The sequence below is a fragment of the Actinacidiphila glaucinigra genome, from assembly GCF_035918135.1.
Classification (GTDB): domain Bacteria; phylum Actinomycetota; class Actinomycetes; order Streptomycetales; family Streptomycetaceae; genus Actinacidiphila; species Actinacidiphila glaucinigra.
Window position 1 is genome coordinate 6,981,536 of the sequence record NZ_CP109144.1, and the last position, 23,749, is coordinate 7,005,284.

At 73.9% G+C, this 23,749-nt stretch carries 21 protein-coding genes; 16 read left to right on the top strand and 5 right to left on the bottom strand.

Features of this window, described 5'->3' with window-relative positions; all coding sequences use genetic code 11:
* The first annotated feature begins 19 nt into the window (after positions 1-19).
* Positions 20-952 carry a DUF2510 domain-containing protein gene (locus OIE69_RS31465; RefSeq protein WP_326581472.1) on the top strand — a complete coding sequence of 311 codons (933 nt, stop codon included), beginning with the start codon at positions 20-22 and terminating at the stop codon, positions 950-952.
* 58 nt (positions 953-1,010) lie between these two features.
* On the opposite strand, the gene OIE69_RS31470 is transcribed toward OIE69_RS31465, so the two are convergent.
* Positions 1,011-2,213: an amino acid deaminase/aldolase gene (locus OIE69_RS31470; protein ID WP_326577544.1), complete on the bottom strand. Its 1,203-nt coding sequence runs from the start codon at positions 2,211-2,213 to the stop codon at positions 1,011-1,013.
* A 147-nt stretch (positions 2,214-2,360) separates the two neighbouring features.
* Between OIE69_RS31470 and OIE69_RS31475 the strand changes: the two genes are divergently transcribed.
* Together OIE69_RS31475 and mycP are read left to right on the top strand one after the other, a co-directional pair.
* A complete protein-coding gene (locus OIE69_RS31475; RefSeq protein ID WP_326577546.1) occupies positions 2,361-3,587 on the top strand; it encodes a hypothetical protein in 1,227 nt (408 codons plus the stop codon).
* Complete coding sequence (gene mycP, locus OIE69_RS31480; protein ID WP_326577548.1) at positions 3,584-4,777, top strand: type VII secretion-associated serine protease mycosin; 1,194 nt, start codon at positions 3,584-3,586, stop codon at positions 4,775-4,777. The genes OIE69_RS31475 and mycP overlap by 4 nt, the downstream gene beginning before the upstream one ends.
* On the opposite strand, the gene OIE69_RS31485 is transcribed toward mycP, so the two are convergent.
* Positions 4,743-5,717 (bottom strand): serine hydrolase, encoded by a 975-nt coding sequence (locus OIE69_RS31485; protein ID WP_392567594.1) that lies wholly within the window; start codon positions 5,715-5,717, stop codon positions 4,743-4,745. The genes mycP and OIE69_RS31485 overlap by 35 nt on opposite strands.
* A gap of 97 nt (positions 5,718-5,814) precedes the next feature.
* Here OIE69_RS31485 and OIE69_RS31490 point away from each other — a divergent pair, with 97 nt between their 5' ends.
* Positions 5,815-6,549, top strand: coding sequence for an SseB family protein (locus tag OIE69_RS31490; protein WP_326577550.1), 735 nt, complete (start codon positions 5,815-5,817; stop codon positions 6,547-6,549).
* A 57-nt stretch (positions 6,550-6,606) separates the two neighbouring features.
* Here the strand turns inward: OIE69_RS31490 and OIE69_RS31495 are convergent, their stop codons facing one another.
* Positions 6,607-6,984 (bottom strand): DUF1844 domain-containing protein, encoded by a 378-nt coding sequence (locus OIE69_RS31495; RefSeq protein ID WP_018564308.1) that lies wholly within the window; start codon positions 6,982-6,984, stop codon positions 6,607-6,609.
* Between the two features lie 335 nt (positions 6,985-7,319).
* Between OIE69_RS31495 and infC the strand changes: the two genes are divergently transcribed.
* The 9 genes from infC (at position 7,320) to OIE69_RS31540 (ending at position 16,476) form a co-directional block, all read left to right on the top strand.
* Positions 7,320-8,003 carry a translation initiation factor IF-3 gene (gene infC, locus OIE69_RS31500; protein ID WP_392567690.1) on the top strand — a complete coding sequence of 228 codons (684 nt, stop codon included), beginning with the start codon at positions 7,320-7,322 and terminating at the stop codon, positions 8,001-8,003.
* A gap of 118 nt (positions 8,004-8,121) precedes the next feature.
* The gene (gene rpmI, locus OIE69_RS31505) at positions 8,122-8,316 is read left to right on the top strand and encodes a 50S ribosomal protein L35 (RefSeq protein ID WP_018564306.1); all 195 of its coding nucleotides are present in this window, start codon (positions 8,122-8,124) and stop codon (positions 8,314-8,316) included.
* A 100-nt stretch (positions 8,317-8,416) separates the two neighbouring features.
* On the top strand, positions 8,417-8,800 hold the full coding sequence (gene rplT / locus OIE69_RS31510) for a 50S ribosomal protein L20 (RefSeq protein WP_018564305.1): 384 nt from the start codon (positions 8,417-8,419) through the stop codon (positions 8,798-8,800).
* Between the two features lie 113 nt (positions 8,801-8,913).
* Positions 8,914-9,747 carry a TrmH family RNA methyltransferase gene (locus OIE69_RS31515; protein ID WP_326577557.1) on the top strand — a complete coding sequence of 278 codons (834 nt, stop codon included), beginning with the start codon at positions 8,914-8,916 and terminating at the stop codon, positions 9,745-9,747.
* Between the two features lie 56 nt (positions 9,748-9,803).
* Entirely contained in the window at positions 9,804-10,916 is a 1,113-nt protein-coding gene (locus OIE69_RS31520; protein WP_326581475.1) for a sensor histidine kinase, read from the top strand.
* Positions 10,917-11,051: 135 nt separating this feature from the next.
* Positions 11,052-12,185 carry a phenylalanine--tRNA ligase subunit alpha gene (gene pheS / locus OIE69_RS31525; RefSeq protein ID WP_326577559.1) on the top strand — a complete coding sequence of 378 codons (1,134 nt, stop codon included), beginning with the start codon at positions 11,052-11,054 and terminating at the stop codon, positions 12,183-12,185.
* Complete coding sequence (gene pheT, locus OIE69_RS31530) at positions 12,185-14,686, top strand: phenylalanine--tRNA ligase subunit beta (RefSeq protein WP_326577561.1); 2,502 nt, start codon at positions 12,185-12,187, stop codon at positions 14,684-14,686. The genes pheS and pheT overlap by 1 nt, the downstream gene beginning before the upstream one ends.
* A gap of 217 nt (positions 14,687-14,903) precedes the next feature.
* Entirely contained in the window at positions 14,904-16,094 is a 1,191-nt protein-coding gene (locus tag OIE69_RS31535; RefSeq protein ID WP_326577563.1) for a PP2C family protein-serine/threonine phosphatase, read from the top strand.
* 88 nt (positions 16,095-16,182) lie between these two features.
* Positions 16,183-16,476 (top strand): hypothetical protein, encoded by a 294-nt coding sequence (locus tag OIE69_RS31540; RefSeq protein WP_326577565.1) that lies wholly within the window; start codon positions 16,183-16,185, stop codon positions 16,474-16,476.
* A 44-nt stretch (positions 16,477-16,520) separates the two neighbouring features.
* Here the strand turns inward: OIE69_RS31540 and OIE69_RS31545 are convergent, their stop codons facing one another.
* The gene (locus OIE69_RS31545; RefSeq protein ID WP_326577567.1) at positions 16,521-16,979 is read right to left on the bottom strand and encodes a cadmium resistance transporter; all 459 of its coding nucleotides are present in this window, start codon (positions 16,977-16,979) and stop codon (positions 16,521-16,523) included.
* Between the two features lie 254 nt (positions 16,980-17,233).
* On the opposite strand from OIE69_RS31545, the gene OIE69_RS31550 reads away from it, so the two are divergent.
* Together OIE69_RS31550 and OIE69_RS31555 are read left to right on the top strand one after the other, a co-directional pair.
* Complete coding sequence (locus OIE69_RS31550) at positions 17,234-18,274, top strand: hypothetical protein (protein ID WP_326577569.1); 1,041 nt, start codon at positions 17,234-17,236, stop codon at positions 18,272-18,274.
* 342 nt (positions 18,275-18,616) lie between these two features.
* Positions 18,617-21,208 carry an AAA family ATPase gene (locus OIE69_RS31555; protein ID WP_326577570.1) on the top strand — a complete coding sequence of 864 codons (2,592 nt, stop codon included), beginning with the start codon at positions 18,617-18,619 and terminating at the stop codon, positions 21,206-21,208.
* Here OIE69_RS31555 and OIE69_RS31560 read toward each other — a convergent pair.
* The gene (locus OIE69_RS31560; protein ID WP_326577571.1) at positions 21,199-22,062 is read right to left on the bottom strand and encodes a 3-hydroxybutyryl-CoA dehydrogenase; all 864 of its coding nucleotides are present in this window, start codon (positions 22,060-22,062) and stop codon (positions 21,199-21,201) included. The two genes, OIE69_RS31555 and OIE69_RS31560, sit on opposite strands and share 10 nt — an antisense overlap.
* Positions 22,063-22,378: 316 nt before the next feature.
* Here OIE69_RS31560 and OIE69_RS31565 point away from each other — a divergent pair, with 316 nt between their 5' ends.
* Positions 22,379-23,683: a glycoside hydrolase family 10 protein gene (locus OIE69_RS31565; protein WP_326577572.1), complete on the top strand. Its 1,305-nt coding sequence runs from the start codon at positions 22,379-22,381 to the stop codon at positions 23,681-23,683.
* Positions 23,684-23,749 lie beyond the last annotated feature (66 nt).

Consider the following 23,749-nt stretch of genomic DNA (forward strand, 5'->3'; position numbering starts at 1 on the left):
TTAAGGTGACGCCGTGACCATGACGACCCCGCCCGGCTGGTACCCAGAACCCGGGCAGACAGGCAACGGGCCCGCTCTGGAGCGCTGGTGGGACGGGACCGAGTGGACCGAGTACACCCGCACCGCTCCACCCCCCGCCCCGGCGTTCGGCGCCGGGGCGCCGGGCCATCCGCAGTACCCCGGCCACCCCGGCGCGTTCCCCGCGGCTCCCCGCAAGCCGCGCGGCGGTCTGATAGCGATCGCCGTCATCGCCGCGGTCGTGGTGGCCGGTGCGGTGGTCGGAGGTGTCGTCGCCCTCGGCAAGGGCGGCGGCGGCAGCGCGGACTCGGCCCGGCCCGCCCCGTCCCTCACGGCCCCCGGGCAGGGCCCGGAGGACAGGGGCCCGGACGGCGGCGGCCCGCCGGACGTGCCCAAGAGCGAGCCCGGCTTCGCCCTGGACGCCGTCGACGGCGTCAGCCTGCCCGTGCCCGACGGCTGGACCGGCGACACCAGCCGGTACGGGCTCGCGGAGCTCACCGTGGGCGAGTACGCCTGCCCCGGCGACCCCTCGAGCACCTGCCTGCGCGGCGGCGTCTTCTCGATGCCCGCCGCGTCGGTGAAGCTGAAGTCCACCACCGCCGAGGCCGCGGCCAAGGAGGACATCTCCGGCAACGCCGAGGGGGCCTACGGCGGCAAGATCTACGGCGACATCACCTCGCACACGCAGTTGCTGTCGCAGAAGGTCGCGGTCGCAGGCGAGCAGGGCTACCTGGTGCGCTGGAAGGTCGTCACCGAGAGGGGCGACGACGGCTACGTCCAGTCGCTGGTGTTCCCCTCGCCGTCGGACCCCGACAGGCTCGTGCTGGTCCGCTACGGCTTCGACATCAACCCCAAGGCGCCCGGCCTCGCCGTGATGGACGAGATCACCAAGGGCATCAAGGCCTCGGGCTCCGGTGGCGGCACCGGCGTGTGACCGCCGTCCCCGCACGACGGCGCCCCGGTCCGGTCCGTCCGGCCGGGGCGCCCGCGCGTCAGAGGAACGTCCTGCCCTCGCCGCGGTAGGTCGGCACCGCCCGCACCACCCGGTCGCCCTCGACCAGGTGCAGCGTGTCGAAGCGCTCGCACAGCTCGCCCGCCTTGGCGTGCCGGAACCACACCTTGTCGCCGATCAGCAGATCGTCGGCGGCCGTCCCGATCAGCGGCGTCTGCACCTCGCCCGGCCCCTCCTGGGGGTCGTAGCGCAGCCCCTGCGGCAGGTAGGGGACGGGCAGCCGGTCCCGGCCGGCCGCGCCCGAGGCCGGGTAGCCGCCGCCGAGGACGGTGACGACGCCCACGCCCGGACGCCGCACCACGGGCTGCGCGAACAGCGCCGCCGGACGCCCCCGGAAGGAGGTGTAGTTGTCGAACAGCCGCGGCACGTACAGGCCCGACCCGGCGGCGATCTCCGTCACCGCGTCCTCGGCGGCCGTGCTCTGCACGCTTCCCGTGCCGCCGCCGTTGACGAACTCCAGCCCGGGCGCCACCTCCCGCACGGCCCGCACGACCTCCGCGCGCCGCGCCGCCAGCTCCCGGCGCGCCGCCGCCTGCATCAGCCGCACCGCGCGCGAGCGCAGCGGCCGGCCGGTGACGGAGTCGCCGACGCCGGCCACATGGCCCTCGTACGCCATGATCCCCACCAGTTTGAAGCCGGGCCGCCGGGACACCTCCCGGGCCAGCGCCGCCATCTGCTCCGGCCGGTGGAGCGGGGAGCGCAGCGCCCCGATGCGGAGCCGGCCCCCCAGCATCTTCAGCGAGGTGTCCAGCTCCAGGCAGACCCGGACGATCTCGGAGCCGCCCGCGCGCGAGGAGTCGACGAGGTCCAGCTGCGCCACGTCGTCGACCATGACGGTCACCGCGGCCGCCAGCTTCGGGTCCGCGGCCAGCTCCGCGTAGCCGGAACGATCCGCCGACGGGTACGCCAGCAGGACGTCGTCGAAGCCCGAGCGCGCCAGCCACAACGACTCGGCGAGGGTGAAGGACATGACCCCCGCGAAGCCGTCCCGCTCCAGCACCCGCTCCAGGAGGGCACGGCAGCGGACCGACTTGGAGGCCACCCGGACCGGCTTGCCGCCCGCCCTGCGGACCAGGTCGTCCGCGTTGGCGTCGAACGCCTCCAGATCCACGATCGCCACCGGCGCGTCGAGGTGGGCGGTGGCCCGGTCGTACCGGGTGCGAGCTGCTCCCTGATCAGACATGCGCGAAGCTTGCCAGAATGCCCCTACCGAGCGGTAGGGGCAAGTGATCCGTACTGACGCGTCGTGACGTCGCCGCGCCCAGTAGAGTGACGCCGCAGTCCATCGCGTGAACGGGCCGTCCGCCGTGCGGCCGTGAGGGGGCACCGGGTGAGCGCCGGTTTCGACAACGGGGGAGCGACCCCCCGGCCGAGCTGGTCCCCACCGCGCCCGATACCGCCGCCCCCCGGCTCCGCCCCGCGCGCCTCCGCGCCGCCGCAGGGCTCCGCCGTGCACACCTCCGCCTCCGCCCACTGGGCCGCCACCGCCGCCCCCGGCCGGGCGTCCGCGCCCTGGGCCGCCGCGGGCCCCGCCGCCGGCGGCGAGCCCGAGGGCGGGCCGCCCCAGGAGCTGTACGGCACGGCCCCGATGCCGGCGCCCCCGTACCCGCGTCCCGTGGGCGAGCGGGGCCCTGTCGGCGTCGCCTACCCGGCCGGCCCCGTACCGCCCCCGCCGCCCGCGCACCCCCCGGCCGCGGCCTGGACCTCGCCCGTACCGCCCTCGGCGCAGCCGCCGTATCCTCCCCGGCCGCCGCACGCCCCCGCGCACGCCGCCCAGGCACGGCCCCGTACGGCCGCCGCCGCGCTGTGCCTGGTGCTGGGCCTCGGCCTGCTCGGCGGCGCCGGCGCCGGCGTGTGGATCAACCACGACCCGGCCGTGCCCGCGCCCACGGCGGCGGAGGCGAGCAAGCGCGACTTCGCCCTCGCCCGCGGCCTGTGGCACAGCACGCCCGTCGACACGCTCTTCCCGTCCACTCTGCACGGCAAGGGCCTCGGTCCGGGCGGCGCGGAACGCACCTGGACGCGGATCGGCGTGGCACCGGCCGGCGACTGCCGGGAGGCCTTCGACCCGCTGCTGGCGAAGGTGCTGCGCCCCGCCGGGTGCGTGAAACTGCTGCGCGCCACCTACGCCGACGCCACGTCGAGCGCCGTGACCACGGTCGGACTGCTCGTCACCAAGGCCGAGGCCCCCACGATGCGCAAGCTGCACAACCGCTGGATCTCCGAACGCCTGGGGTCCCGCAGGGATCTGATGCCGCGTCCGGTCGCCTTCCCGGGCACCGTCGCGGACGGCTTCGGCGACCGCCAGCGCGCCAGCTGGACCGTCACGGTAGCCGCCGACCTGCCTGTCGTCGTGTACGCGGTGAGCGGCTTCGCCGACGGCCGCGAGATCGCCGTCCCGCAGCCCGCCGCCTCGGCCGTCACCGCGGGTGCCACGGCCGCGCCCGCCCAGGCCGGACTGGGGCACGAGGCCGACGCGTTGGCCGACGCCGTCGCCGACCGGGCCCGCCGGGCCGCGGGCTCGCTGACCGCCACCCCGACGGGAGGTTCCGGATGAGGCGACTGGCCACCGCGATGACCGCCGCGGCCCTCGTCCTGCTGCCCGTCGTCCCGGCCCACGCCGACGCCGTACGCGACGCGGACTGGGCGCTGGACGCGCTGCACGCGCAGGAGGCCTGGCAGCGGACGAAGGGCAAGGGCGTCACCGTCGCCGTCCTCGACACGGGCGTGGACGGCACCCACCCGGACCTGTCCGGCCAGGTCCTCGAGGGCAAGGACATGGTCGGCTTCGGGGCCCGCCGCGGCGACACCGCCTGGGCCCGGCACGGCACCGGCATGGCCGGGATCATCGCCGGTCACGGCCATGGCCCCGGCGGCTCCGACGGCGTGCTGGGCATCGCCCCGGAGGCCAGGATCCTGCCCGTGCGGGTGATCCTCGAGGACAAGGACCCGCAGCGGAAGAAGGCCCGCACCACGCGCGGCAGCGCCCTCGCCGACGGCATCCGCTGGGCCGCCGACCACGGCGCCGACGTCATCAACCTCTCCCTCGGCGACGACAGCCGCACCGCCCACCCCGAGGCGCAGGAGGACGACGCGGTCCAGTACGCCCTGCGCAAGGGCGTGGTCGTCGTCGCCTCCGCCGGAAACGGCGGCGAGCAGGGCAACCGGGTCTCCTACCCCGCGGCGTACCCGGGCGTCATCGCGGTGGCCGCCGTCGACCGCTACGGCTCCCGCGCCGCCTTCTCCACCCGCCGCTGGTACGCGACGGTCGCCGCGCCGGGCGTCGACGTCGTGATAGCCGACCCCAACCGCCGCTACTACGAGGGCTGGGGCACCAGCACCGCCTCCGCGTACGTGTCGGGCACGGCCGCGCTCGTCCGCTCCGCCTACCCCCGGCTCAGCCCCGCCCAGGTGAAGCGACTGCTGGAGGACACCGCCCGGAGTTCCCCGGCGGGCGGCCGTGACGACGCCGTCGGCCACGGCCTGGTGGACCCGGCGGCCGCGCTGAAGGCGGCGGCGAAGGTCAAGCCCGAGGCCGTCGTGCCGAGTGCCGTCCCCTACACGCGCAAGTACTTCGGCGCCGGTCCCGACGCGGCGAAGGCGGCCGCGGCAGCCGACGGGGACGCCCTGGGCGACGGCGTCGCCGTGGTCTTCGCGGTCGCCGGCACCGGACTGGTCGCCGCCGCGGCCCTGTTGTGGCTGCGGCCCCGGCTCACGAACTCCCGGAACGGCCGGCGGCGCGGCTGAAGGAGCCGACCGCCGCCCGCGCGGCCCGTTCCACCAGCGTGATGCCCGCGGCCTGCGTCGTGCTGCCGCGGGAGACCACGGCGACCAGATACGTCCGCCCGCCGGCCCGGACGCGGCCGATGCTGTTGATGTCCCACAGCCCGGTCGTACTGCGCCGCAGCCAGCCGTTCTTGACCTCGTAGGAGCCGTCGGCCGCGGTCGGCACGCCCCAGGCCTGCGCGGCCGCGACGCGTCCCATCAGCCGGCGGACATACGCGCGGGACGCCGCGTCGAGGGCGCCGTCGGTGCCGAAGACCCTTTGCAGCAGTGTGAGTTGGTCGGCAGCCGTGGTCTGGGTAAGCCCCCACAGCGGCCCGCTGCCCGCCGTGGTCGAGGTGAGCCCGAGGCGGTGGTTGGCGGCGTCCAGTCCGGCTCCCCGGCCTATCGCCCGCCACAGCGCGGTGGCCGCCGCGTTGTCGCTGTCCTCGATCATCACCTCGGCCCAGGCCCTCTCCTGCGCCGTCAGGTCCCGCCCCGCGTCCTGGGCCTGGAGCAGCAACGCCGCCAGGATGTCGACCTTGACGATGCTCGCCGTGTCGTACAGCCCGTCCCCGTGCACCGCACGGCCGCCCGTGGCGGTGTCCAGCACCGCCACCGAGTAGCGCGCCCGCGGGTCCCCGGACACGTCCCGCAGCGCCGTCGCCAGTACCTCGCTCCACACCATCCGGGGCTCCTCGCTCACCTTCACGATCGCCACGTTCGCCGCCCCGCCGGCCCCGGTCGCGGTCACCGCCGCCGTGTGCGGCGGCGACGCCGCCCCGTACGTCGCCGTGCCGAGCACGGCGCACGCCAGCAGCGCGGTCGCCGTCACGGTGCGCACGGTGCCGCGAGGGGCGCGGGGGACAGGGCCGGTGACGTCCGTCCGGCCGGGACGCCGTGCGGCGGGGTTCTCGTAAGCCATGCCCAGGGAAGCTAGGGACGGAAACTGCGCGGTCCGTGAGAGGCGGATGAAGGGGGCGTAAGAAATCGCGGCCCGGCAGCCCCGATACCCTCGGGAGGTGGCTCTCAAGAACATTCCCGACTCCGGCTTCCCCGACGACGACGGCACCGCCGACCCCCGGCTCGCGGCGGCGCTCGCCGCGTACGACGCCGACCCGTCGGCCGAACCCGAGGTGCTGGCGGCGCTCCCGGGCGCGCGCTTCCTGGTGCCGGTGGTGGCGCTGCTCGGGGAGGTCGAGGAGGGACCGGGAGGGCTGCGCCGCGAGAAGACCAGCGACATGGCGGTGCCGACCCTCCAGGCGGCCGACGGGCGCAGGGCGCTGCCGGCGTTCACCTCCACCGAGGCCCTCGCGCGCTGGCGGCCGGACGCGCGGCCGGTGGCCGTGCCGCTGGGACAGGCACTGCAGGCGCTGGCGCACGAGAAGGCCGACACCCTGCTGATCGACATGGCCGGGCCCGTGCCGTACGCGCTGACCGGCGGCGCGCTGCGCGCCGTCGCGTCGGGCCGCGCGGGCGCGGACCCGCTGGCCGACCCCGCGGTCCGCGAGGCCCTGCGGGCCGCGGTGGGGACGGCGCCGGAAGTGGTCCGCGCCCACCTCGTCCCCTCGGCGGACGCCGACGGCACGCTGGGGCTGGTCCTGGACGAGGGCGCCGACGTGCCGCAGGTCGCGCAGCGCGTCTCGGCGACGCTCGCGGCGGACGAGGTGCTGCGCGGCGCGCTGGTGCGCGGCATCGAACTGGCGCTGCTCCCGGCGGACACCCGGCTGCCCGGCGAACCGCTCTTCACGCGCTGACGGCGCCGCCCCACCGGGGGCGACGCCGTCTCGAGCGTTCGGGCGGGGCCGGCCGGCCTAGCCGTGGACGGGGCCGGTGAACTTCTCGCCGGGGCCCTCGCCCGGAGCGTCGGGGACGACGGACTCCTCACGGAAGGCGAGCTGCAGCGACTTCAGGCCGTCCCGCAGCGGGGCGGCGTGGTAGGAGCCGATCTCGGTCGCGCCGGCGGTGACCAGTCCGGCCAGGGCGGTGATCAGCTTGCGCGCCTCGTCGAGGTCCTTGTGCCGGTCGCCGTCCTCCGCGAGGCCGAGGTTCACCGCCGCCGCGCTCATCAGGTGCACCGCGACCGTGGTGATCACCTCGACCGCCGGGACGTCCGCGATGTCGCGGGTCATCGTGTCGAAGTCGGGGCGGTCCGCGGAGGGGGACTGGTGCTGGGGGCTGGCGTCACTCATGCCTCACACGATAGGCCCACGTCGGCCGATTACGGTCTGCGGTCGGACACTGGTATGCTTGACGATCGACCGGCTGGACACCCCGTGGACGTCACGGAAACGGAGCGCTCCAGCCCACAAGTGGAGGCTCCGATCTCCCACCTTGCCGGCCCTCGAGGGCGGCGGGTCACCGGTCAGGTGCCGTGTCCCCGGAAGAGGCGCGGTGCCCGACGCGCCCCGCGGAATGCCGCGGCGGTGCTCCCGGTTGTGAGGAGCATCCGCCTGTGACCCGTATGGGGCGTTTTTCACGCCTCCTCACGGGCCGGACCAAGTTTTCAGACGTTACGCGCCTGTCAATCCAGTCAGTCGCGTGGTGCTACCGAGGAGGCCCCATCAGCGCCGAGCCCCGCATCAACGACCGGATTCGCGTCCCCGAGGTGCGACTCGTCGGTCCCAGTGGCGAGCAGGTCGGCATCGTGCCGCTTGCCAAGGCACTGGAGCTTGCGCAGGAGTACGACCTCGACCTGGTCGAGGTGGCGGCGACCGCACGCCCGCCGGTCTGCAAGCTCATGGACTACGGCAAGTTCAAGTACGAGTCGGCCATGAAGGCCCGTGAGGCGCGCAAGAACCAGGCGCACACGGTCATCAAGGAGATGAAGCTCCGGCCGAAGATCGACCCGCACGACTATGACACCAAGAAGGGTCACGTCGTCCGGTTCCTCAAGCAGGGCGACAAGGTCAAGATCACGATCATGTTCCGCGGTCGTGAGCAGTCGCGCCCCGAGCTGGGCTTCCGACTGCTGCAGCGGCTCGCCGACGACGTCCAGGACCTGGGCTTCGTGGAGTCCTCGCCGAAGCAGGACGGCCGCAACATGATCATGGTTCTCGGTCCGCACAAGAAGAAGACCGAGGCGATGGCCGAGGCCCGCGAGGCGCAGGCCGCCCGCAAGGCCGGTCGCCTGCCGAAGGACCCCGACGAGCAGGAGCAGGAGCTCGAGCTCGAGCACGACGAGCAGGACGCTCCCGCCGATGCCAGCTGACGCCGTCTGACGGCGTTGCCAGGACCCGGAGTCCGCTCCGGGTAACGCAATGAAGGACTGACGCTCTCCGTCCGCCCACGGGCGGACGGGAGGGCCAGCGACGAGGAGACTACGGCGCATGCCGAAGAACAAGACCCACAGCGGTGCGAGCAAGCGATTCAAGATCACCGGCTCCGGCAAGGTGATCCGCGAGCGCGCCGGCAAGCGCCACCTGCTTGAGCACAAGCCGTCGACGAAGACCCGTGCCCTCACCGGCACTGTCGTCCTGGCCAAGCCCGACGCCAAGAAGATCAAGAAGCTTCTCGGCAAGTGACGGCACGCCCCCTTCGATCAGGGGGCGCGATGCTGGACCGGGACCCATTCGTTTTCGGGCCGTGTGAGCACCCCCACGGCCCCTTAGAAGGAGTTATCTAGTGGCACGCGTCAAGCGGGCAGTCAACGCCCAGAAGAAGCGCCGGGCGATCCTCGAGCAGGCCAGCGGTTACCGCGGCCAGCGGTCCCGCCTGTACCGCAAGGCGAAGGAGCAGGTCACCCACTCCCTCGTCTACAACTACAACGACCGCAAGAAGCGCAAGGGCGACTTCCGTCAGCTGTGGATCCAGCGCATCAACGCCGCTGCCCGCGCCAACGGCATCACCTACAACCGCTTCATCCAGGGTCTGAAGGCCGCCAACGTCGAGGTGGACCGCAAGATCCTCGCCGAGCTGGCCGTGAACGACGCCAACGCGTTCGCCGCGCTGGTCGAGGTGGCCCAGAAGGCCCTGCCGAGCGACGTCAACGCCCCCAAGGCGGCCTGACCCACGCTCTTCCGGACCCGCAGGCGCTGCGCCTGCGGGTCCGTGCTGCATTCCGGAGCGCCGCGCCCCGCGCTTCCGGCCGGACACCGACGACCGAAGTGAGTGCACCGCCCATGCCCGGCCCCGAGCTGACCTCCCTGCGATCCCCCCGAGTCGTCGCCGCGCGGCGCCTCGCCAAGCGCAGCTTCCGCGGCAAGGAGCGGCGCTTCCTCGCCGAGGGACCGCAGGCCGTGCGCGAGGCCATGGCCCACCTGGTCGAGGTCTACGTCACCCCCGAGGCCGCCGCCCGGCACGACGGGATCGTCGCCGCGGCCCGCGCCGCCGGGGTGCCCGTGCTCACCGCGACCGACGAGGTCGTCGCCGAGATGTCGGACACCGTCACCCCGCAGGGGATCATCGGCCTGTGCCGCTTCCTGGACACCCCGTTCGAGGAGGTGCTGCGGGCCCGGCCGAAGCTCGTCGCCGTCCTGGCCCATGTGCGCGACCCCGGCAACGCCGGCACCGTGCTGCGCTGCGCGGACGCCGCGGGCGCGGAGGCGGTCGTCCTCACCGACGCCTCCGTCGACCTGTACAACCCCAAGGCCGTACGCGCATCCGTCGGCAGCCTCTTCCACCTTCCGGTCGCCGTCGGCGTCCCCATGGAGACCGTCGTGGACGGCCTGCGCGGGGCCGGGGTGCGGCTGCTCGCCGCCGACGGCGCGGGGGAACGCGACCTCGACGCCGAACTGGACGAGGGCACGATGGGCGGCCCCACCGCCTGGATCTTCGGCAACGAGGCCTGGGGCCTGCCGGAGGAGACCCGCGCACTCGCGGACGAGGTGGTGCGCGTCCCCATCCACGGACGCGCCGAGAGCCTCAACCTCGCCACGGCCGCCGCCGTGTGCCTCTACGCCTCCGCCCGCGCGCAGCGTGCTCCCGGAGGGTGCCGCTCCGTAACGATGAGCTAGTAGTGTGACGCCCCGGGGACCGCCCTGGAGAGGGGGTTACGGGGATGGACGTCAGGATGAACGGCGGCACGCCGCCGAGCGCGCCGCAGGGCTGGCCGACTGTCCTGACCGAACTCGGTGTCACAGCCGACGAGCTCCCGGACGGCCTCGTCGTCGCCGACGAGCACGGGCTCGTGCTCTGCTTCAACGCGGCCGCCGCCCGGATCACCGCGCTCGACCCCGCCGACGTCCTCGGCCGTCCGATCGAGCAGGCGCTGCCCCTGGAGGACCTGGACGGACGCCGCTGGTGGCAGCTCACCGACCCGTACGCGGGCCTGGCCACCCGCACCGGGCAGCCCGAGCGCAACCTGCTGCTCCCCGGCGGCCGCGAGGTGCTGGTCTCCGCCCGGTACGTCCGGGACCACCCCACAGGACCGGTGCGCCGGCTGGTCGTCGCGCTGCGCGGCACCGAGGCGCGGCGGCGCACCGAGCGCAGCCACGCCGAGCTGATCGCCACCGTCGCGCACGAGCTGCGCTCCCCGCTCACCTCGGTCAAAGGCTTCACCGCGACCCTGCTGGCGAAGTGGGAACGCTTCACCGAGGACCAGAAGAAACTCATGCTGGAGACCGTGCACGCCGACGCGAACCGCGTCACCCGGCTGATCGCCGAGCTGCTCGACATCTCCCGCATCGACTCCGGCCGCCTGGAGGTGCGCCGGCAGCCGGTCGACATCGCCGCGGCGGTGCGGCGCCACGTGGACGCCCTCGTCGCCGCCGGGCAGCCCGCGGACCGCTTCGCCGTACGGGTCGCGCAGTCGCTGCCGTCGCTGTGGGCCGACCCCGACAAGGTCGACCAGATCCTGGGGAACCTGCTGGAAAACGCCGTGCGCCACGGCGAGGGAACTGTCACCATTGACGTAGCACCCTCGTCGTCGCCGCGCGAGCGCGGATGGTCCGGAACAGCGGTGACCGTGAGCGACGAGGGACCCGGCATCCCGGAGGAGTCCATGAACCGCGTCTTCACCCGCTTCTGGCGGGGCAGCAAACGCGGCGGCACGGGCCTGGGGCTGTACATCGTCAAGGGCATCGTCGAGGCCCACGGCGGTTCGATCACGGTGGGTCGCGCGCCCGGTAAGGGCGCCCAGTTCCGATTTACCCTGCCCGTCGGGGCGCCGGCCTTCGCGGCCTGAGCATCGCGTGGTGATCCACCGGCCCCGACGGGCGTGACCAGCCTTTCCCCGTGGCCCCGATAGACTCGACCCTTGGCATTCAGCGGTCGGGCGAGCAGGTCGGCCACGCCATCACCCACATCGGAACGGGAAGAAATGTCGGCACCGAACAAGTCGTACGACCCTGTCGAGGTCGAGGCACTGAAACCGGAAGAGATCGAGCGCCGGCGCGACGAGGCGCTCGCCGCCATCGCCGAGGCCGCCGACCTCGACGCGCTGCGCGAGGTCAAGGTGGCCCACACCGGGGACCGCTCGCCGCTCGCCCTCGCCAACCGTGAGATCGGCGCACTGCCGCCGCACGCCAAGGCGGACGCGGGCAAGCGCGTCGGCCAGGCCCGCGGCGCGGTCAACCAGGCACTCAAGGCCCGGCAGGAGGTGCTGGAGAGCGAGCGCGACGACCGCGTGCTGGTCGAGGAGGCGGTGGACGTCACCCTGCCGTACGACCGCGTCCCGCGCGGCGCCCGGCACCCGCTGACCACGCTCTCCGAGCGCATCGAGGACGTCTTCGTGGCCATGGGCTACGAGGTGGCCGAGGGCCCCGAGGTCGAGGCCGAGTGGTTCAACTTCGACGCCCTGAACATCTGGGCGGACCACCCGGCCCGCACCATGCAGGACACGTTCTTCGTCGAGGGCGACAAGCCCGCCGGGACCGGTCCCGAGGAGAGCGGCGTCGTGCTGCGCACGCACACCTCCCCGGTGCAGATCCGCTCCCTGCTCGACCGCGAGCCGCCGGTCTACGTGATCTGCCCCGGCCGGGTCTACCGCTCGGACGAGCTGGACGCCACGCACACCCCGGTGTTCAACCAGGTCGAGTTGCTCGCCGTGGACGAGGGCCTGACCATGGCGGACCTCAAGGGCACCCTGGACCACATGGTCCAGTCGCTCTTCGGCGAGGACATCACGACCCGGCTCCGCCCGAACTACTTCCCCTTCACCGAGCCGTCCGCCGAGATGGACATGGTCTGCTACGTCTGCCGCGGCGAGTCCGTCGGCAACCCGGACCGGCCCTGCCGCACCTGCGGCAGCGAGGGCTGGATCGAGCTCGGCGGCTGCGGCATGGTCAACCCCCGGGTGCTCACCGCCTGCGGCGTCGACCCGGAGAAGTACAGCGGCTTCGCCTTCGGCTTCGGCATCGAGCGCATGCTGATGTTCCGTCACAACGTCGAGGACATGCGAGACATCGTCGAGGGTGACGTGCGCTTCACCCTTCCGTTCGGGATGGAGATCTGATGCGGGTCCCGCTTTCTTGGCTGCGGGAGTACGTCGACCTGCCCGCCGGCGAGTCCGGCCGCGACGTCCAGGCCAAGCTCATTTCCGCCGGTCTCGAGGTCGAGACCGTCGAGCAGCTCGGCACCGGCCTGAAGGGCCCGCTGGTGGTCGGCAAGGTGCTCACCATCGAGGAGCTGAGCGGCTTCAAGAAGCCGATCCGCTTCTGCACCGTCGACGTCGGCACCGCCAACGGCACCGGCGAGCCGCAGGAGATCGTCTGCGGCGCGAGCAACTTCGCCGTCGGCGACAAGGTCGTCGTCATCCTCCCCGGCGGCGTGCTGCCCGGGAACTTCGAGATCTCCGCGCGCAAGACCTACGGGCGCAACTCGCACGGCATGATCTGCTCCGCCCGCGAGCTCGGCATGGGCGACGACCACGACGGCATCATCGTCCTGCCGCCGGAGCACGAGGCCGGCACCGACGCCGTCGGGCTGCTGGAGCTCGTCGACGAGGTGCTCGACATCGCGGTCACCCCCGACCGCGGCTACTGCCTGTCGATGCGCGGCGTCGCCCGCGAGGCCGCCATCGCCTACGGGCTGCCGCTGCGCGACCCGGCGCTGCTCGACGTGCCCGGCCCGAACTCCTACGGCTACGAGGTGAAGGTCTCCGACCCGGTCGGCTGCGACCGCTTCACCGCGCGCACCGTCACCGGCCTGGACCCGGAGGCCGGCTCGCCGATCTGGCTGCAGCGCAGGCTGCAGAAGGCCGGCATGCGCCCGATCTCGCTCGCCGTGGACGTCACCAACTACGTGATGCTGGAGCTCGGTCAGCCCCTGCACGCCTACGACCGGACCCGCATCGAGGGCGTCATCGGCGTCCGCCGGGCGCAGCCGGGCGAGAAGCTGACCACGCTCGACGGCCAGGTCCGCGTCCTCGACCCCGAGGACCTGGTGATCACCGACAACCGGGGGCCGATCGGCCTGGCCGGTGTCATGGGCGGCGCCAACACCGAGATCGACGACGCCGGCGCCTCGACGACCGACGTCGTCATCGAGGCCGCGCACTTCGACCCGGTCGCCATCGCCCGCACCGCGCGCCGCCACAAGCTGTCCTCCGAGGCGTCCAAGCGCTTCGAGCGCGGTGTCGACCCGCAGGCCGCGGCCGCCGCCGCCCAGCGCACCGTCGACCTGCTGGTGCTGCTCGCGGGCGGCACCGCGGAGGCGGGCGTCACCGAGGTCATCGCGCCCTCCGCGCCGCACACCATCACCATCCCCGCCGACCACCCGGACAAGGTGGCGGGCATGGCGTACGGCCGCGAGACCGTGGTGCGCCGCCTCCAGCAGGTCGGCTGCGACGTCTACGGCTCCGACGAGCTGATCGTCACCGTGCCGTCGTGGCGGCCCGACCTGCGCGACCCCAACGACCTCGCCGAGGAGGTCATCCGGCTGGAGGGCTACGAGAACCTGCCCTCCACCCTGCCGAACCTGCCCTCCGGCCGCGGTCTGACCGAGTCGCAGAAGCTGCGCCGCCGGGTCGGCCGGGCGCTCGCCGGGGCCGGCTACACCGAGGTGCAGAACTACCCGTTCCTCGGCGAAGGCGTCTTCGACCAGCTCGGCCTCGACGCGGACGACCCGCGCCGGATCACCGTCAAGCTGGCCAACCCGCTGTCGGACGAGGAGCCCGCGCTCCGCACGACCATGCTCCCCGGCCTGCTCCACGCCCTGCGCCGCAACGTGGGGCGCGGCGCGCACGACCTCGCGCTCTTCGAGACCGGCCTGGTCTTCCGCCCCAGCGGCGAGGAGCCCGCGCCGCCGCGGCTGCCCGTCGACCGGCGCCCGACCGACGCCGAGATCGCCGCGCTCGACGCCGCCCTCCCGCGGCAGCCGAGGCGCGTCGCGGTGGTCCTGGCCGGTGCCCGTGAGCAGGCCGGCTGGTGGGGCCAGGGCCGTCCCACCCAGTGGGCCGACGCCATCGAGGCCGGGCGGGTCGTCGCCGCCGAGGCCGGGGTCGAGCTGATCGTCCGCCAGGACCAGCAGGCCCCCTTCCACCCGGGCCGCTGCGCCGCGCTCCTCGCGGTCGTCGACGGCGAGGAGGTGCTGGTCGGCAACGCCGGCGAGCTGCACCCCCGGGTGATCAAGGCACTCCACCTGCCGGAGCGCACCTCCGCCATGGAGGTCGACCTCGACCGTCTGGAGCGTGCCTCCGGCGGCCCCGTCGTCGCGCCCCGGGTGTCCACCTTCCCGGTGGCCACCCAGGACGTCGCCCTGGTCGTGGACGGCTCCGTCCCGGCCGCCGAGGTGGAGGGCGCCCTGCGCTCCGGCGCCGGCGAACTGCTCGAATCGCTGCGGCTGTTCGACATCTTCACCGGTGAGCAGATCGGTGCGGGCAAGAAGTCGCTGGCCTACAGCCTGCGCTTCCGCGCCCCGGACCGTACGCTCACCGCGGAGGAGGCCTCCGCGGCCCGTGACGCGGCCGTCGCCGCCGCGGCGGAGCGCACGGGAGCGGCCCTGCGCGGCGCCTGACACCCGCGACGTCGCGTTCCCGTGGGGCGCCCCCGGTCCGCCGGGGGCGCCCCACGGGCGTTCCCGCCGGTCACGTAGCCCGATCGGGTGAAATGGCTCCTCTGGGTACCCGGTTCGTCGCACCGAGTCGCCACAATCGTTCGGAACCAGGGCCCACTCGACGCGGGGGCTGTGTCGTCGCCGGCCGCGTCAACGGCTTCAGGGGGAGCCCCGAGGCATGATCCGACCCAGGGCGGTGAACCGCCGGAGCGGCAGCAGGGCACGGGGGCTGGCGATCCTGTCGCTTCCCGGTCTGTGGGTGGCCGCGGTGCTGGGCCTGGTGTACGCGGTGCCCGGCGGAGTCCAGTGGACGCCCGCCGCGGTCGCGGCCCCGGTGATCGCCTGCGCCGGCACCGGACGCCGCCGCTGCGTCCTGGTCAGCGGCGGGCTCGCCGTGGCGGCCGTAGCGCTGCCGGACACCGGACAACTGCTGGGTTCCGAGGTCGCCGTCCTCGCCGTCCTGGCCGTCTGCTTCCGGCTCGCCGACCGCAGGGCACGGCTCGCCGCCGAGCTCGACCGCACCCGGGAGATTGCCGTCGCCGCCCAGCAGGTGCTGCTGCCCCCGCTGCCGCAATGCGTGGGCGGCCTCGCGGTGGCCGGCGACCACCTCTCGGCCAGCCGCGGCGCCCGCGTCGGCGGCGACCTGTACGAGGTGCTCGCCACGCCCTACGGGGTGCGCGCGGTCATCGGCGACGTGCGCGGCCACGGCCTCGAGGCCATCGGAACCGTCGCCGCGCTGCTCGGCAGCTTCCGCGAGGCCGCGCACGACGAGCCGGAACTCGGTGGCGTGCTCCACCGCCTGGACCGCGCGCTCCACCGGCACCTGAGGGGGCGTGCGCACGCCGCCGAGGAGTTCGTGACCCTGATGCTGCTCGAACTGGGCGAGGACTGCGGCGTCCAGGTCATCAACTGCGGCCATCCGCAGCCGTACCGGCTCTGCCCGGGCCACCCCGGGCAGCCGAGCGCCCGCCCGCTGGAGACCGGTGAACCGTTCCCGCCGCTCGGCCTGTTCGACCCCGGTCCCGACCCGAAGGCGGTCCCCTGCGGGGAACTCCTGTCCGGCCAGGCGCTTTTCCTGCACACCGACGGCGTGATGGACGCCCGGGACGCCGCCGGGGAGTTCTTCCCCCTGCTGCCGGTCCTGGAAGGGGCGGCCGCCCAGACGGCCTCCCACGGCGGCGCGTTGTCCGCACCGGCCCTGGTCGACGCGGTGCGGGCCTCGTTCCTGCGGCACACGCGGGGGCGGCTCACCGACGACATGGCGCTGCTGGTGCTCCACCGGGACGCACCCCGGGTGCCCGTGCAGTCGGGTGCGCAGGCGGGTTCCGCCCGTACCGCAACCGGGGTTCCCGGAGTGCCGCGCCCTTGATCCCGCCCAATCCTTGGTAAACCTGGGTCGATCCGCGAGCAAAACACCCATTGCCCGCATAGCGGCCAGAACGAGGAGAGGGGCAGGCATGGCAACCCCCACCGTCACCGGAGCCGATCTGTCCACGCCCACGGGAGAACTGATCGCCGTGGTCGGGCCGCCCGGACCCCAGCGGTCCGCGCTGCAGCTCGCCCTCAACAACGCACCCTGGAGCCGGGGTCCCTCCGTCACGACGACCGTCATCAGCCGCGGCGCGTGGAGCGAGCTCCGGCGGGTGGCGGCGGCGGGGATCACGGTCGTCGCGGCGTGCGACAGCGTGGTGGCGGTGGATGCGGGGGCGCACCGGGTGGTGCTGCTGCCCGATCCCGACGGCGTTGCGTGACCTCGTGCGTTGCCCCGTGCGGCCCGTTGTCGTGAGCGGGTTGCTTACGTCCGCGGCGGGCATCCCCCGCCCTTCCCCGGTCTTCGGCCAGGGGCGGCCTCGTACGGCGCGGTCGGTGTGCTCCCGGGACTGAACCTGGCTGCGGGTCGGCCGCTCGCCGGAGGCCAGGGTGCGTCCCCCCCCACCCGCCGCTTGTCGTGCTCCGCGACAAGCCGGCCTCCGTTGCCGCCTGATGACCCTCTGGCTCTGTCCACGAGAAGGGACGGCACGCCGCCCTCGACGAGGATGAGCAGGCCGATGGCGATCAGGACCAGGGGCAGCAGGATGTGACCCCAGCGGGTGAGGGCCTTGGCGATGGCGGGTCGAGCGGCGAAGAACTTGCCCGCGAAGAACCACACGGCGACGAGCACGAGGAACACCACGGCATGCACGGTCGTCCCGCCCACGCCTGCGGTGGCGAAGACGGGCACATGGACGCCGATGTTGTCGCCGCCGTGGGGCAAAGGTGACCGCGGCGACCTCCAGCAGGCCCGGTCCACCCTCTCTGGTCTGTTCCTCCTTCTCGTCCGCGCTGCCGTCGCGGTGGTCCTTCCACGCCTGCCAGGCGGCCTTGACGTGACAGAGCACGGTGGATAGCCCTTGAGCATTCCGGTTGGCCCCTGTGCACGATGCGGCTGGATCATCCGGCGAGTGGCTTCCGGTGGGCCGCCGGGCCCGTCATGATCGAGTTCCGGGGGCTCAACGGTGGGGGTGCGGTGTGAAGGACTGGCGGACCGATCCGACGTTCGCGATGTGCCGGGAAGTGGTGGACGGGGCGGACCTGGCCCTGTTCTCGGGCGGCCCGTTCGACGTGCGGGCGGTGGTGGCCGGCATCCTTCCCGAACGCCGACAGGGCTTGGACCTCGATGCCGTCCCGTGGGGCAACTTCCCCCATGGGCACGACGTCCGAAAGGCCGTTCACCTCCTGCGTGCTGACGGCGAACCGGGCGTGGACGCGACGGGTGTGCTGTGGGGCCTGTGCGCCAATGACAGCCGGGCCGCTGCCGCCCTCGCCGTGCCGTTCCTCATCCCCCTGGCCATCGACGCCCACCACCCACACCGCGCCGCCGCCCTCGCTGTACTCTCCGGCCCCGCCCGTGCCCGGCATCACGGTGTCGCGTCCCGCGAGGAACTCCTCCTTCATCGCAACGATCCCCGGCGCGACGCCCCCGACACCCACGACGGCTACGGCTACGAGGTGACCGGCTACCCGGCCGGCTGGTCGGTGGCCGCCGCCCGAGCCGCGATCACCACCGACACCTCCGCACTCCTGCCCCTCCTCGGAGACTCCGACCCCACCGCCCGCGTCGACGCCGCCTACGTCCTGGCGACCGCCGCCGACCCCGACCACATCATCCGGACCGCCTTGGCCGACGGATTCGCCGCCGAGGGTGACGCCATGGTCCGCGCCGCCCTGCTCCTGGCCACCGCCGAGATCACCCGGGCCCACCCGCATCCGCCGACCGTCACGTGGCTGCGCGAACGGTGGCACGACCGGACGGAGGCCCCCGAAGCCCGCCTGGCGGCGGCGGTCGGCTGGCTCTGCCTCACCGACCAATCCGCACCCGAGGAGCTCCGCCGGACCGTCGACACCCTCGCCGACGACGAGCGCGCACACGCCATGGAGGCCCTGCCGTGGATGAGCGCCGCCTCCGGTACCAACGAACCAGGACTCCTGCGCTGCAGACGCTGCATGCTCCACCCGGAAGAACCCGACCCGGAAGCGGTCCTGTGGGACTCCCTCTTGGAGCAACTGTAGTGATGTGTATCGGAGTTGCCCAGCGTGGCCAACTGCGGTGCCGGTCACACGTGAAGCCCGGGGCGAGCGGCAGCAGGCCGAGGCAGCTTGTTGGGGCAGCTCCCGGCGGTGCGGGGAGGGGTGCCCTTCCATCACCTCCCACCGGCCGTCGGCCGCCCAGCGATACGGAGGGGGCGGGGGAGGCGGGGGCGCCCCCGGCCGAAGGCTGGGGGATGGAGGGTGGGGGAAACCGCAACCGCAACCGCAACGGACCCGCACACAACGGCCGCACCAGGCCCCGCGGACACGCCGACGTGACTGCGGTCATTGACAAGGCAGTTGAGCAAACGTTGTCATGAGCATATGCCGTCCCTGATCGGGCGTCGGGAGATCCTCGACCATGCCCGGACACAGCTGACCGCCGGTCCGGGCGTACTGCTCCACGGAGCGGCCGGGATCGGCAAGTCCGCCCTGCTCGCGGTGCTGACCGACGAGGCCCCGCCGGAAGGCTTCGTGCTGCGGGCCGTGCCTGTCGAGGAGGACGCCAAGCTGCCCTTCGTGGCGTTGATGGACCTCTTCGCCCGGGTGCCCGAGGAGTACGTCGACGGGCTGAGCGCGGGCCCCCGGGCCGCCCTGCGGGCGGCGTTGCTGCGGGGGCGCGAGCCGGTGGCGACGCAGAGCCGGCTGGCCGTGCGCGACGCGGCCGTCGAACTGCTGCGGGCGCTCGCGGCAGCCGGGCCCGTGCTGATCGTCGTCGACGACCTCCAGTGGCTCGACACGCCGAGCGCGGAGGTCCTCTCGCTCGCGCTGCGCCGGCTCCCCCCGGGCGAGGGTGTGCGGTTCCTGGCCGCCGAGCGCGTCGTGGAGGGCGAGGAGCCGCTCGGGATGCGGTGCTGCCCGCCGGGTACCACGGCGGTGCTCGTGCCGCCGCTGTCCGACAGCGACGTGGCCGAGCTGCTGCTGCACGACACCGGGGCGGAGCTGCCGGAACCCGCCGTGCGCGCCGTCCAGGACACGGCCGCGGGCAATCCGCTGTACGCCCTCGAGCTCGGGCGCGTCCTGCTGCGGGACGGCACGCCCTTCGAGGCCGGGGACGTGCTGTCCGTACCGCCGCGGCTGCGGGACCTGCTGCTGGACCGGGTGCGGCTGCTGCCCGCCTCCGCCCGGCAGACGCTGCTCGTCGCGAGCGCCGCGGCCCGCCCCACGCTGCCGCTGCTCGGCGCCGCGGGCATCCCGGACCCGGAGGGCGACCTGGCCACCGCGGAGACCCTGGGGGTCGCCGTCGCGGACGCCGAGGGAACGATTCGCTTCCAGCACCCGCTGATCCGCGCCGCGGTCTACGCCGACGCCCCGGAGCACGGCCGGCGCACCGCGCACAAACTGCTGTCCCGTGTGGTGCCCGAGCCCGTGGAGCAGGCCCGGCACCTGGCCCTGGCCCACCCGCACGCCGACGAGACCACCGCGGCCACGCTGACGGCCGCCGCCGAGTCCGCGCGCCGCCGCGGCGCCCCCGCCACCGCCGCCGAACTGGCCGCCCTGGCCGCCCGCCGTACCCCCGAGGACCGCCCCGAAGAGCGTGCCGACCGGCTGCTGGCCGCCGCCGAGTACGCCAGCGACGCCGGGCTGCGGGGCGACGCGGGCCGGGCCGCGGAGACCGTGCTCGCCGAGGCCTCCTCCGCGCGGCAGCGCGTACTGGCCCGGCTGATCATGCTCGGCAACGCCGGCCAGGCGCTGGGCGCCACGGGCCGTCTCATCGCGGACGGCCTGGTGGAGGCCGAAGGGCATCCCGGGCTCGAGGCCCGGTTGCACCAGTGGGCCGCCCTGCGGCACCTCATCGGCGGACGGCCCGCGCAGGCCTCCGCCCATGCCCGCCGCGCAGTTGACATGGCGGTACAGGCGGACGCCGTCGACACCCGCGTGGCCGCCCTGGCGCTGCTCGCCCGGCTGCACGCGCTGCACGGAGAGGCGGAGTCCGCCGAGGCCGCGCTCGGTGAGGCGTTCGGCCTCCCCGTGCCTCCCGACGGGCCCGGCGCCCGCGAACTCGTCCGCACCCGCGCGATCCTGGCCGCCGACGCCGACCGCATCATCGAGGCGGAACACGAGATGTCGGGCCTCCTCGGCAGGGCCGGCGAGTACGCCTCCGTCGAGGAGACCGCCGCGACGCTGGTGGCGCTGATCCGCATACAGGTGCGGTCCGGACGGTGCCGCGAGGCCCTGGACAACGTCGCCCGCTGCGCCGTGCTCCCCGTCCGGGCCGGCAACGACTCGCCGCCCGTGCTGTACGCCGCCGCGCTCGCCGAGACCGCCGGAGGGCGCCTGGAGCGCGCCCTGGAGCTCACCGACCGCACGATCCGGGCCTGCATGACCGATGGGGACCAGCTCTTCCTGCTGCGGGCGCTGGGCGTCCGCGGCCGGGCCCAACTGCTGGCCGGGGGACGGGAGAACACCGCGGCGGCCGTCGAGACCCTGCGGCAGGTGCGCAGGATGGGCGAGACGATGGGCATCGCCGACCCGGTGATGCTGCGCTGGTACGGGGACCTCGCCGAGGCGACCGTCATCCTCGGCGACACGGACTCCGCCGCCGAGATCCTGCGCGCGGCCCGTCGCCGCGCCGGGGCACGGCCGTCCGCCAGCGTGCAGTCGGCGCTGGACCGCGCCGAGGGGCTGCGCGACTGTGTACTGGGCCGTTCCAAGCGGGGCGTCACCCGCATCCAGGCCGCCGCGGACCGGCTGCGCGGCCGCTCACTCCCCATCGACCTCGCCCGCACGCTGATCGTGCTGGGCGCCGCCGAGCGCCGTCCGCGGCGGGCGTCGGCGGCCCGCGGCGCCCTGGCCGAGGCCCTGGAGATCAGCTCCGCCGTCGGCGCCGCCCCGGTCGAGGCCCGGGCCAGGGCGGAACTGGCCCGGCTCGACGCGCGGCGGGAGACGACGGCGCGGACGCCGAACTACACGTAGTCGTAGAAGCCGTGGCCGCTCTTGCGGCCCAGCCGGCCCGCGTCGACCATGCGCTGGAGCAGCGGGGGAGCCGCGTACAGCGGCTCCTTGAACTCCTCGTACATCGACTCGGCGACCGAGGCCACGGTGTCCAGCCCGATCAGGTCGGAGAGCTTGAGCGGGCCCATCGGGTGGGCGCAGCCCATCTCCATGCCGTTGTCGATGTCCTCACGACTGGCGATGCCGGTCTCGAACATCCGGATCGACGACAGCAGATACGGGATGAGCAGCGCGTTGACCACGAAGCCCGCGCGGTCCTGCGCCCGGATCGGGTGCTTGCCCAGGACGTCGGTGACGAGCTTCTCGGCGCGCACCAGCGTCTGGCCGTCCGTGGTGAGGGCGGGGATCAGCTCGACGAGCTTCTGCACCGGCGCCGGGTTGAAGAAGTGGATGCCGATCACCTGCTCCGGGCGGGAGGTCGCCACGGCGAGCTTCACCAGCGGGATGGAGGAGGTGTTCGAGGCCAGGATCGCGTCCCGGCGGGTGACCACCTGGTCGAGCACCTGGAAGATCTCGGTTTTGACCTGCTCGTTCTCGACGACGGCCTCGATCACGAGGTCGCGGTCGGCGAAGTCGCCCAGGTCGGTGGTGAAGGAGAGGCGCTCCAGCGTCGCGTCGCGCTCCTCCGCGGTGATCTTGCCGCGCTCCGCCGCCTTGCGGAGCGAGTTCGTCAGCCGGGTACGGCCCAGTTCCAGGGCCTCGCCGGTGGTCTCCGCCACCCGGACGTCCAGTCCGGCACGGGCGCACACCTCGGCGATACCCGCGCCCATCTGGCCACAGCCCACCACACCGACAAAACGGATGTCGTCGTTCAACGCCCAGCCTCTCCCTGATCGCGAGATGGAGACCCGGACCGTCGTGAGGTCCGGACCAGCCCGCTCGACATTACACCCGGCCGGCGTACCGGTCCGGGTCCCCGCAAGGGCCGTTCCGCCGGGCCCGGGAGCCCCGGTGACCGGGCCCGATGCCGCCGGTGACACTCGTGCGCCGAGGGTGACGAGGGCGCGGGTACGGGACGGACGGGGGCCCCGGGGGACGCCGGACCCGTCCGGCTCCCGGTAGGTTGCCGGACGGACCGATTCGGCCCAGTATCAGCGAAATATGAATATGACGGGGAATCAGGGGACAGTCATGCGCCGACTCTCACGCAGGACCTTCGCCGCGGGCGCCGCCGGGGCGCTCGGCGCCGTCCTCGCCGCCGGCGAGGCCGCGAGGGCGGCGGACGGGGCGGACGGGGCGGCCGTGCCCGTGGGGGCGGAGGCGCCGTCCGGGGCGGCGGACGGCCCCGGCGCGCGGGAGCAGTTCCGCGGCATGTGGCTGGCGACGGTGGCCAACCGCGACTGGCCCTCCACCCCCGGGCTGTCGGCCCGTCAGCAGCACGACGAACTCCTCGGCTACCTCGATGCGGCCGTCGAGCGGCGCCTCAACGCGGTCGTCATGCAGGTCCGGCCGACCGCCGACGCGCTGTGGCCGTCCCCCTACGAGCCCTGGTCGGCGTATCTGACCGGGGTCCAGGGGCGGGACCCGGGCTGGGACCCGCTCGGCACGGCCGTGGCGGAGGCCCACGCGAGGGGGCTGGAACTGCACGCCTGGTTCAACCCGTTCCGCGTCGCCACCCACAACGACCCGGGACGGCTCTCCCCGGACCACCCGGCCCGCGTCAACCCCGACTGGACCGTGGCGTACGGCGGCAAGCTCTACTACAACCCCGGGCTTCCCCAGGTCCGCAGCTTCGTCCAGGACGCCATGCTCGACGCCGTCCGCCGCTACCCCGTCGACGGGGTGCACTGGGACGACTACTTCTACCCCTATCCGGTCGCCGGCCGGTCCTTCGCCGACGACGACGCCTTCGCCCGGTACGGGGAGGGATTCGAAGACCTCGCCTCCTGGCGGCGCGACAACATCGACCTGCTCGTCAGCGAGACCGCCGCCCGCGTCCGGGCACTGCGCCCCGCGACCCGCTTCGGCGTCAGCCCCTTCGCCGTCTGGCGCAACCGCGGTACGGACCCGCGCGGCTCCGCCACCCGCGGCGGGGTCCAGACGTACGACGACCTCTACGCCGACACACGCGGCTGGGTCCTCAAGGGCTGGATCGACTACATCGTGCCGCAGGTGTACTGGAACATCGGCTTCGACGTCGCCGACTACGCCGCGCTCGTGCCCTGGTGGGCCGACGTCGTCGACGGCACGGGCGTCCAGCTCTACATCGGTGAGGCGCTCTACCGCGCGGGCGCCGCGGGCGAGGCGGCGGCCTGGCAGGACCCGGCCGAACTCTCCCGCCACCTCGACCTGGCCCGCAACCATCCCCAGGTGCTCGGCAACGTCTTCTTCTCCGCCAAGGAGGTCGCGGCCGACCCCATCGGTGCGATGTCCCGCGTCGTCGCCGACCACTACCCGACGCGCGTCCGCACGCCCCGCACCCGACCGGGGACGTAGGCGCGCACCACCGGGCCCGCGGCCGCGTGGTCCCGCGGCCGCGGTCCGGCACGATGCGGTGCGGAC

Excerpts from the sequence above, each read along its gene's own strand:
- OIE69_RS31555 (WP_326577570.1), top strand. The coding sequence starts at position 18,617 with ATGCCGTCCCTGATCGGGCGTCGGGAGATCCTCGACCATGCCCGGACA.
- OIE69_RS31465 (WP_326581472.1), top strand. The coding sequence starts at position 20 with ATGACGACCCCGCCCGGCTGGTACCCAGAACCCGGGCAGACAGGCAAC.
- OIE69_RS31535 (WP_326577563.1), top strand. The coding sequence starts at position 14,904 with ATGATCCGACCCAGGGCGGTGAACCGCCGGAGCGGCAGCAGGGCACGG.
- OIE69_RS31495 (WP_018564308.1), bottom strand. The coding sequence starts at position 6,984 with ATGAGTGACGCCAGCCCCCAGCACCAGTCCCCCTCCGCGGACCGCCCC.
- pheT (WP_326577561.1), top strand. The coding sequence starts at position 12,185 with ATGCGGGTCCCGCTTTCTTGGCTGCGGGAGTACGTCGACCTGCCCGCC.
- OIE69_RS31520 (WP_326581475.1), top strand. The coding sequence starts at position 9,804 with ATGAACGGCGGCACGCCGCCGAGCGCGCCGCAGGGCTGGCCGACTGTC.
- mycP (WP_326577548.1), top strand. The coding sequence starts at position 3,584 with ATGAGGCGACTGGCCACCGCGATGACCGCCGCGGCCCTCGTCCTGCTG.
- pheS (WP_326577559.1), top strand. The coding sequence starts at position 11,052 with ATGTCGGCACCGAACAAGTCGTACGACCCTGTCGAGGTCGAGGCACTG.
- OIE69_RS31565 (WP_326577572.1), top strand. The coding sequence starts at position 22,379 with ATGCGCCGACTCTCACGCAGGACCTTCGCCGCGGGCGCCGCCGGGGCG.
- OIE69_RS31485 (WP_392567594.1), bottom strand. The coding sequence starts at position 5,717 with ATGGCTTACGAGAACCCCGCCGCACGGCGTCCCGGCCGGACGGACGTC.
- rpmI (WP_018564306.1), top strand. The coding sequence starts at position 8,122 with ATGCCGAAGAACAAGACCCACAGCGGTGCGAGCAAGCGATTCAAGATC.
- OIE69_RS31515 (WP_326577557.1), top strand. The coding sequence starts at position 8,914 with ATGCCCGGCCCCGAGCTGACCTCCCTGCGATCCCCCCGAGTCGTCGCC.
- OIE69_RS31470 (WP_326577544.1), bottom strand. The coding sequence starts at position 2,213 with ATGTCTGATCAGGGAGCAGCTCGCACCCGGTACGACCGGGCCACCGCC.
- OIE69_RS31540 (WP_326577565.1), top strand. The coding sequence starts at position 16,183 with ATGGCAACCCCCACCGTCACCGGAGCCGATCTGTCCACGCCCACGGGA.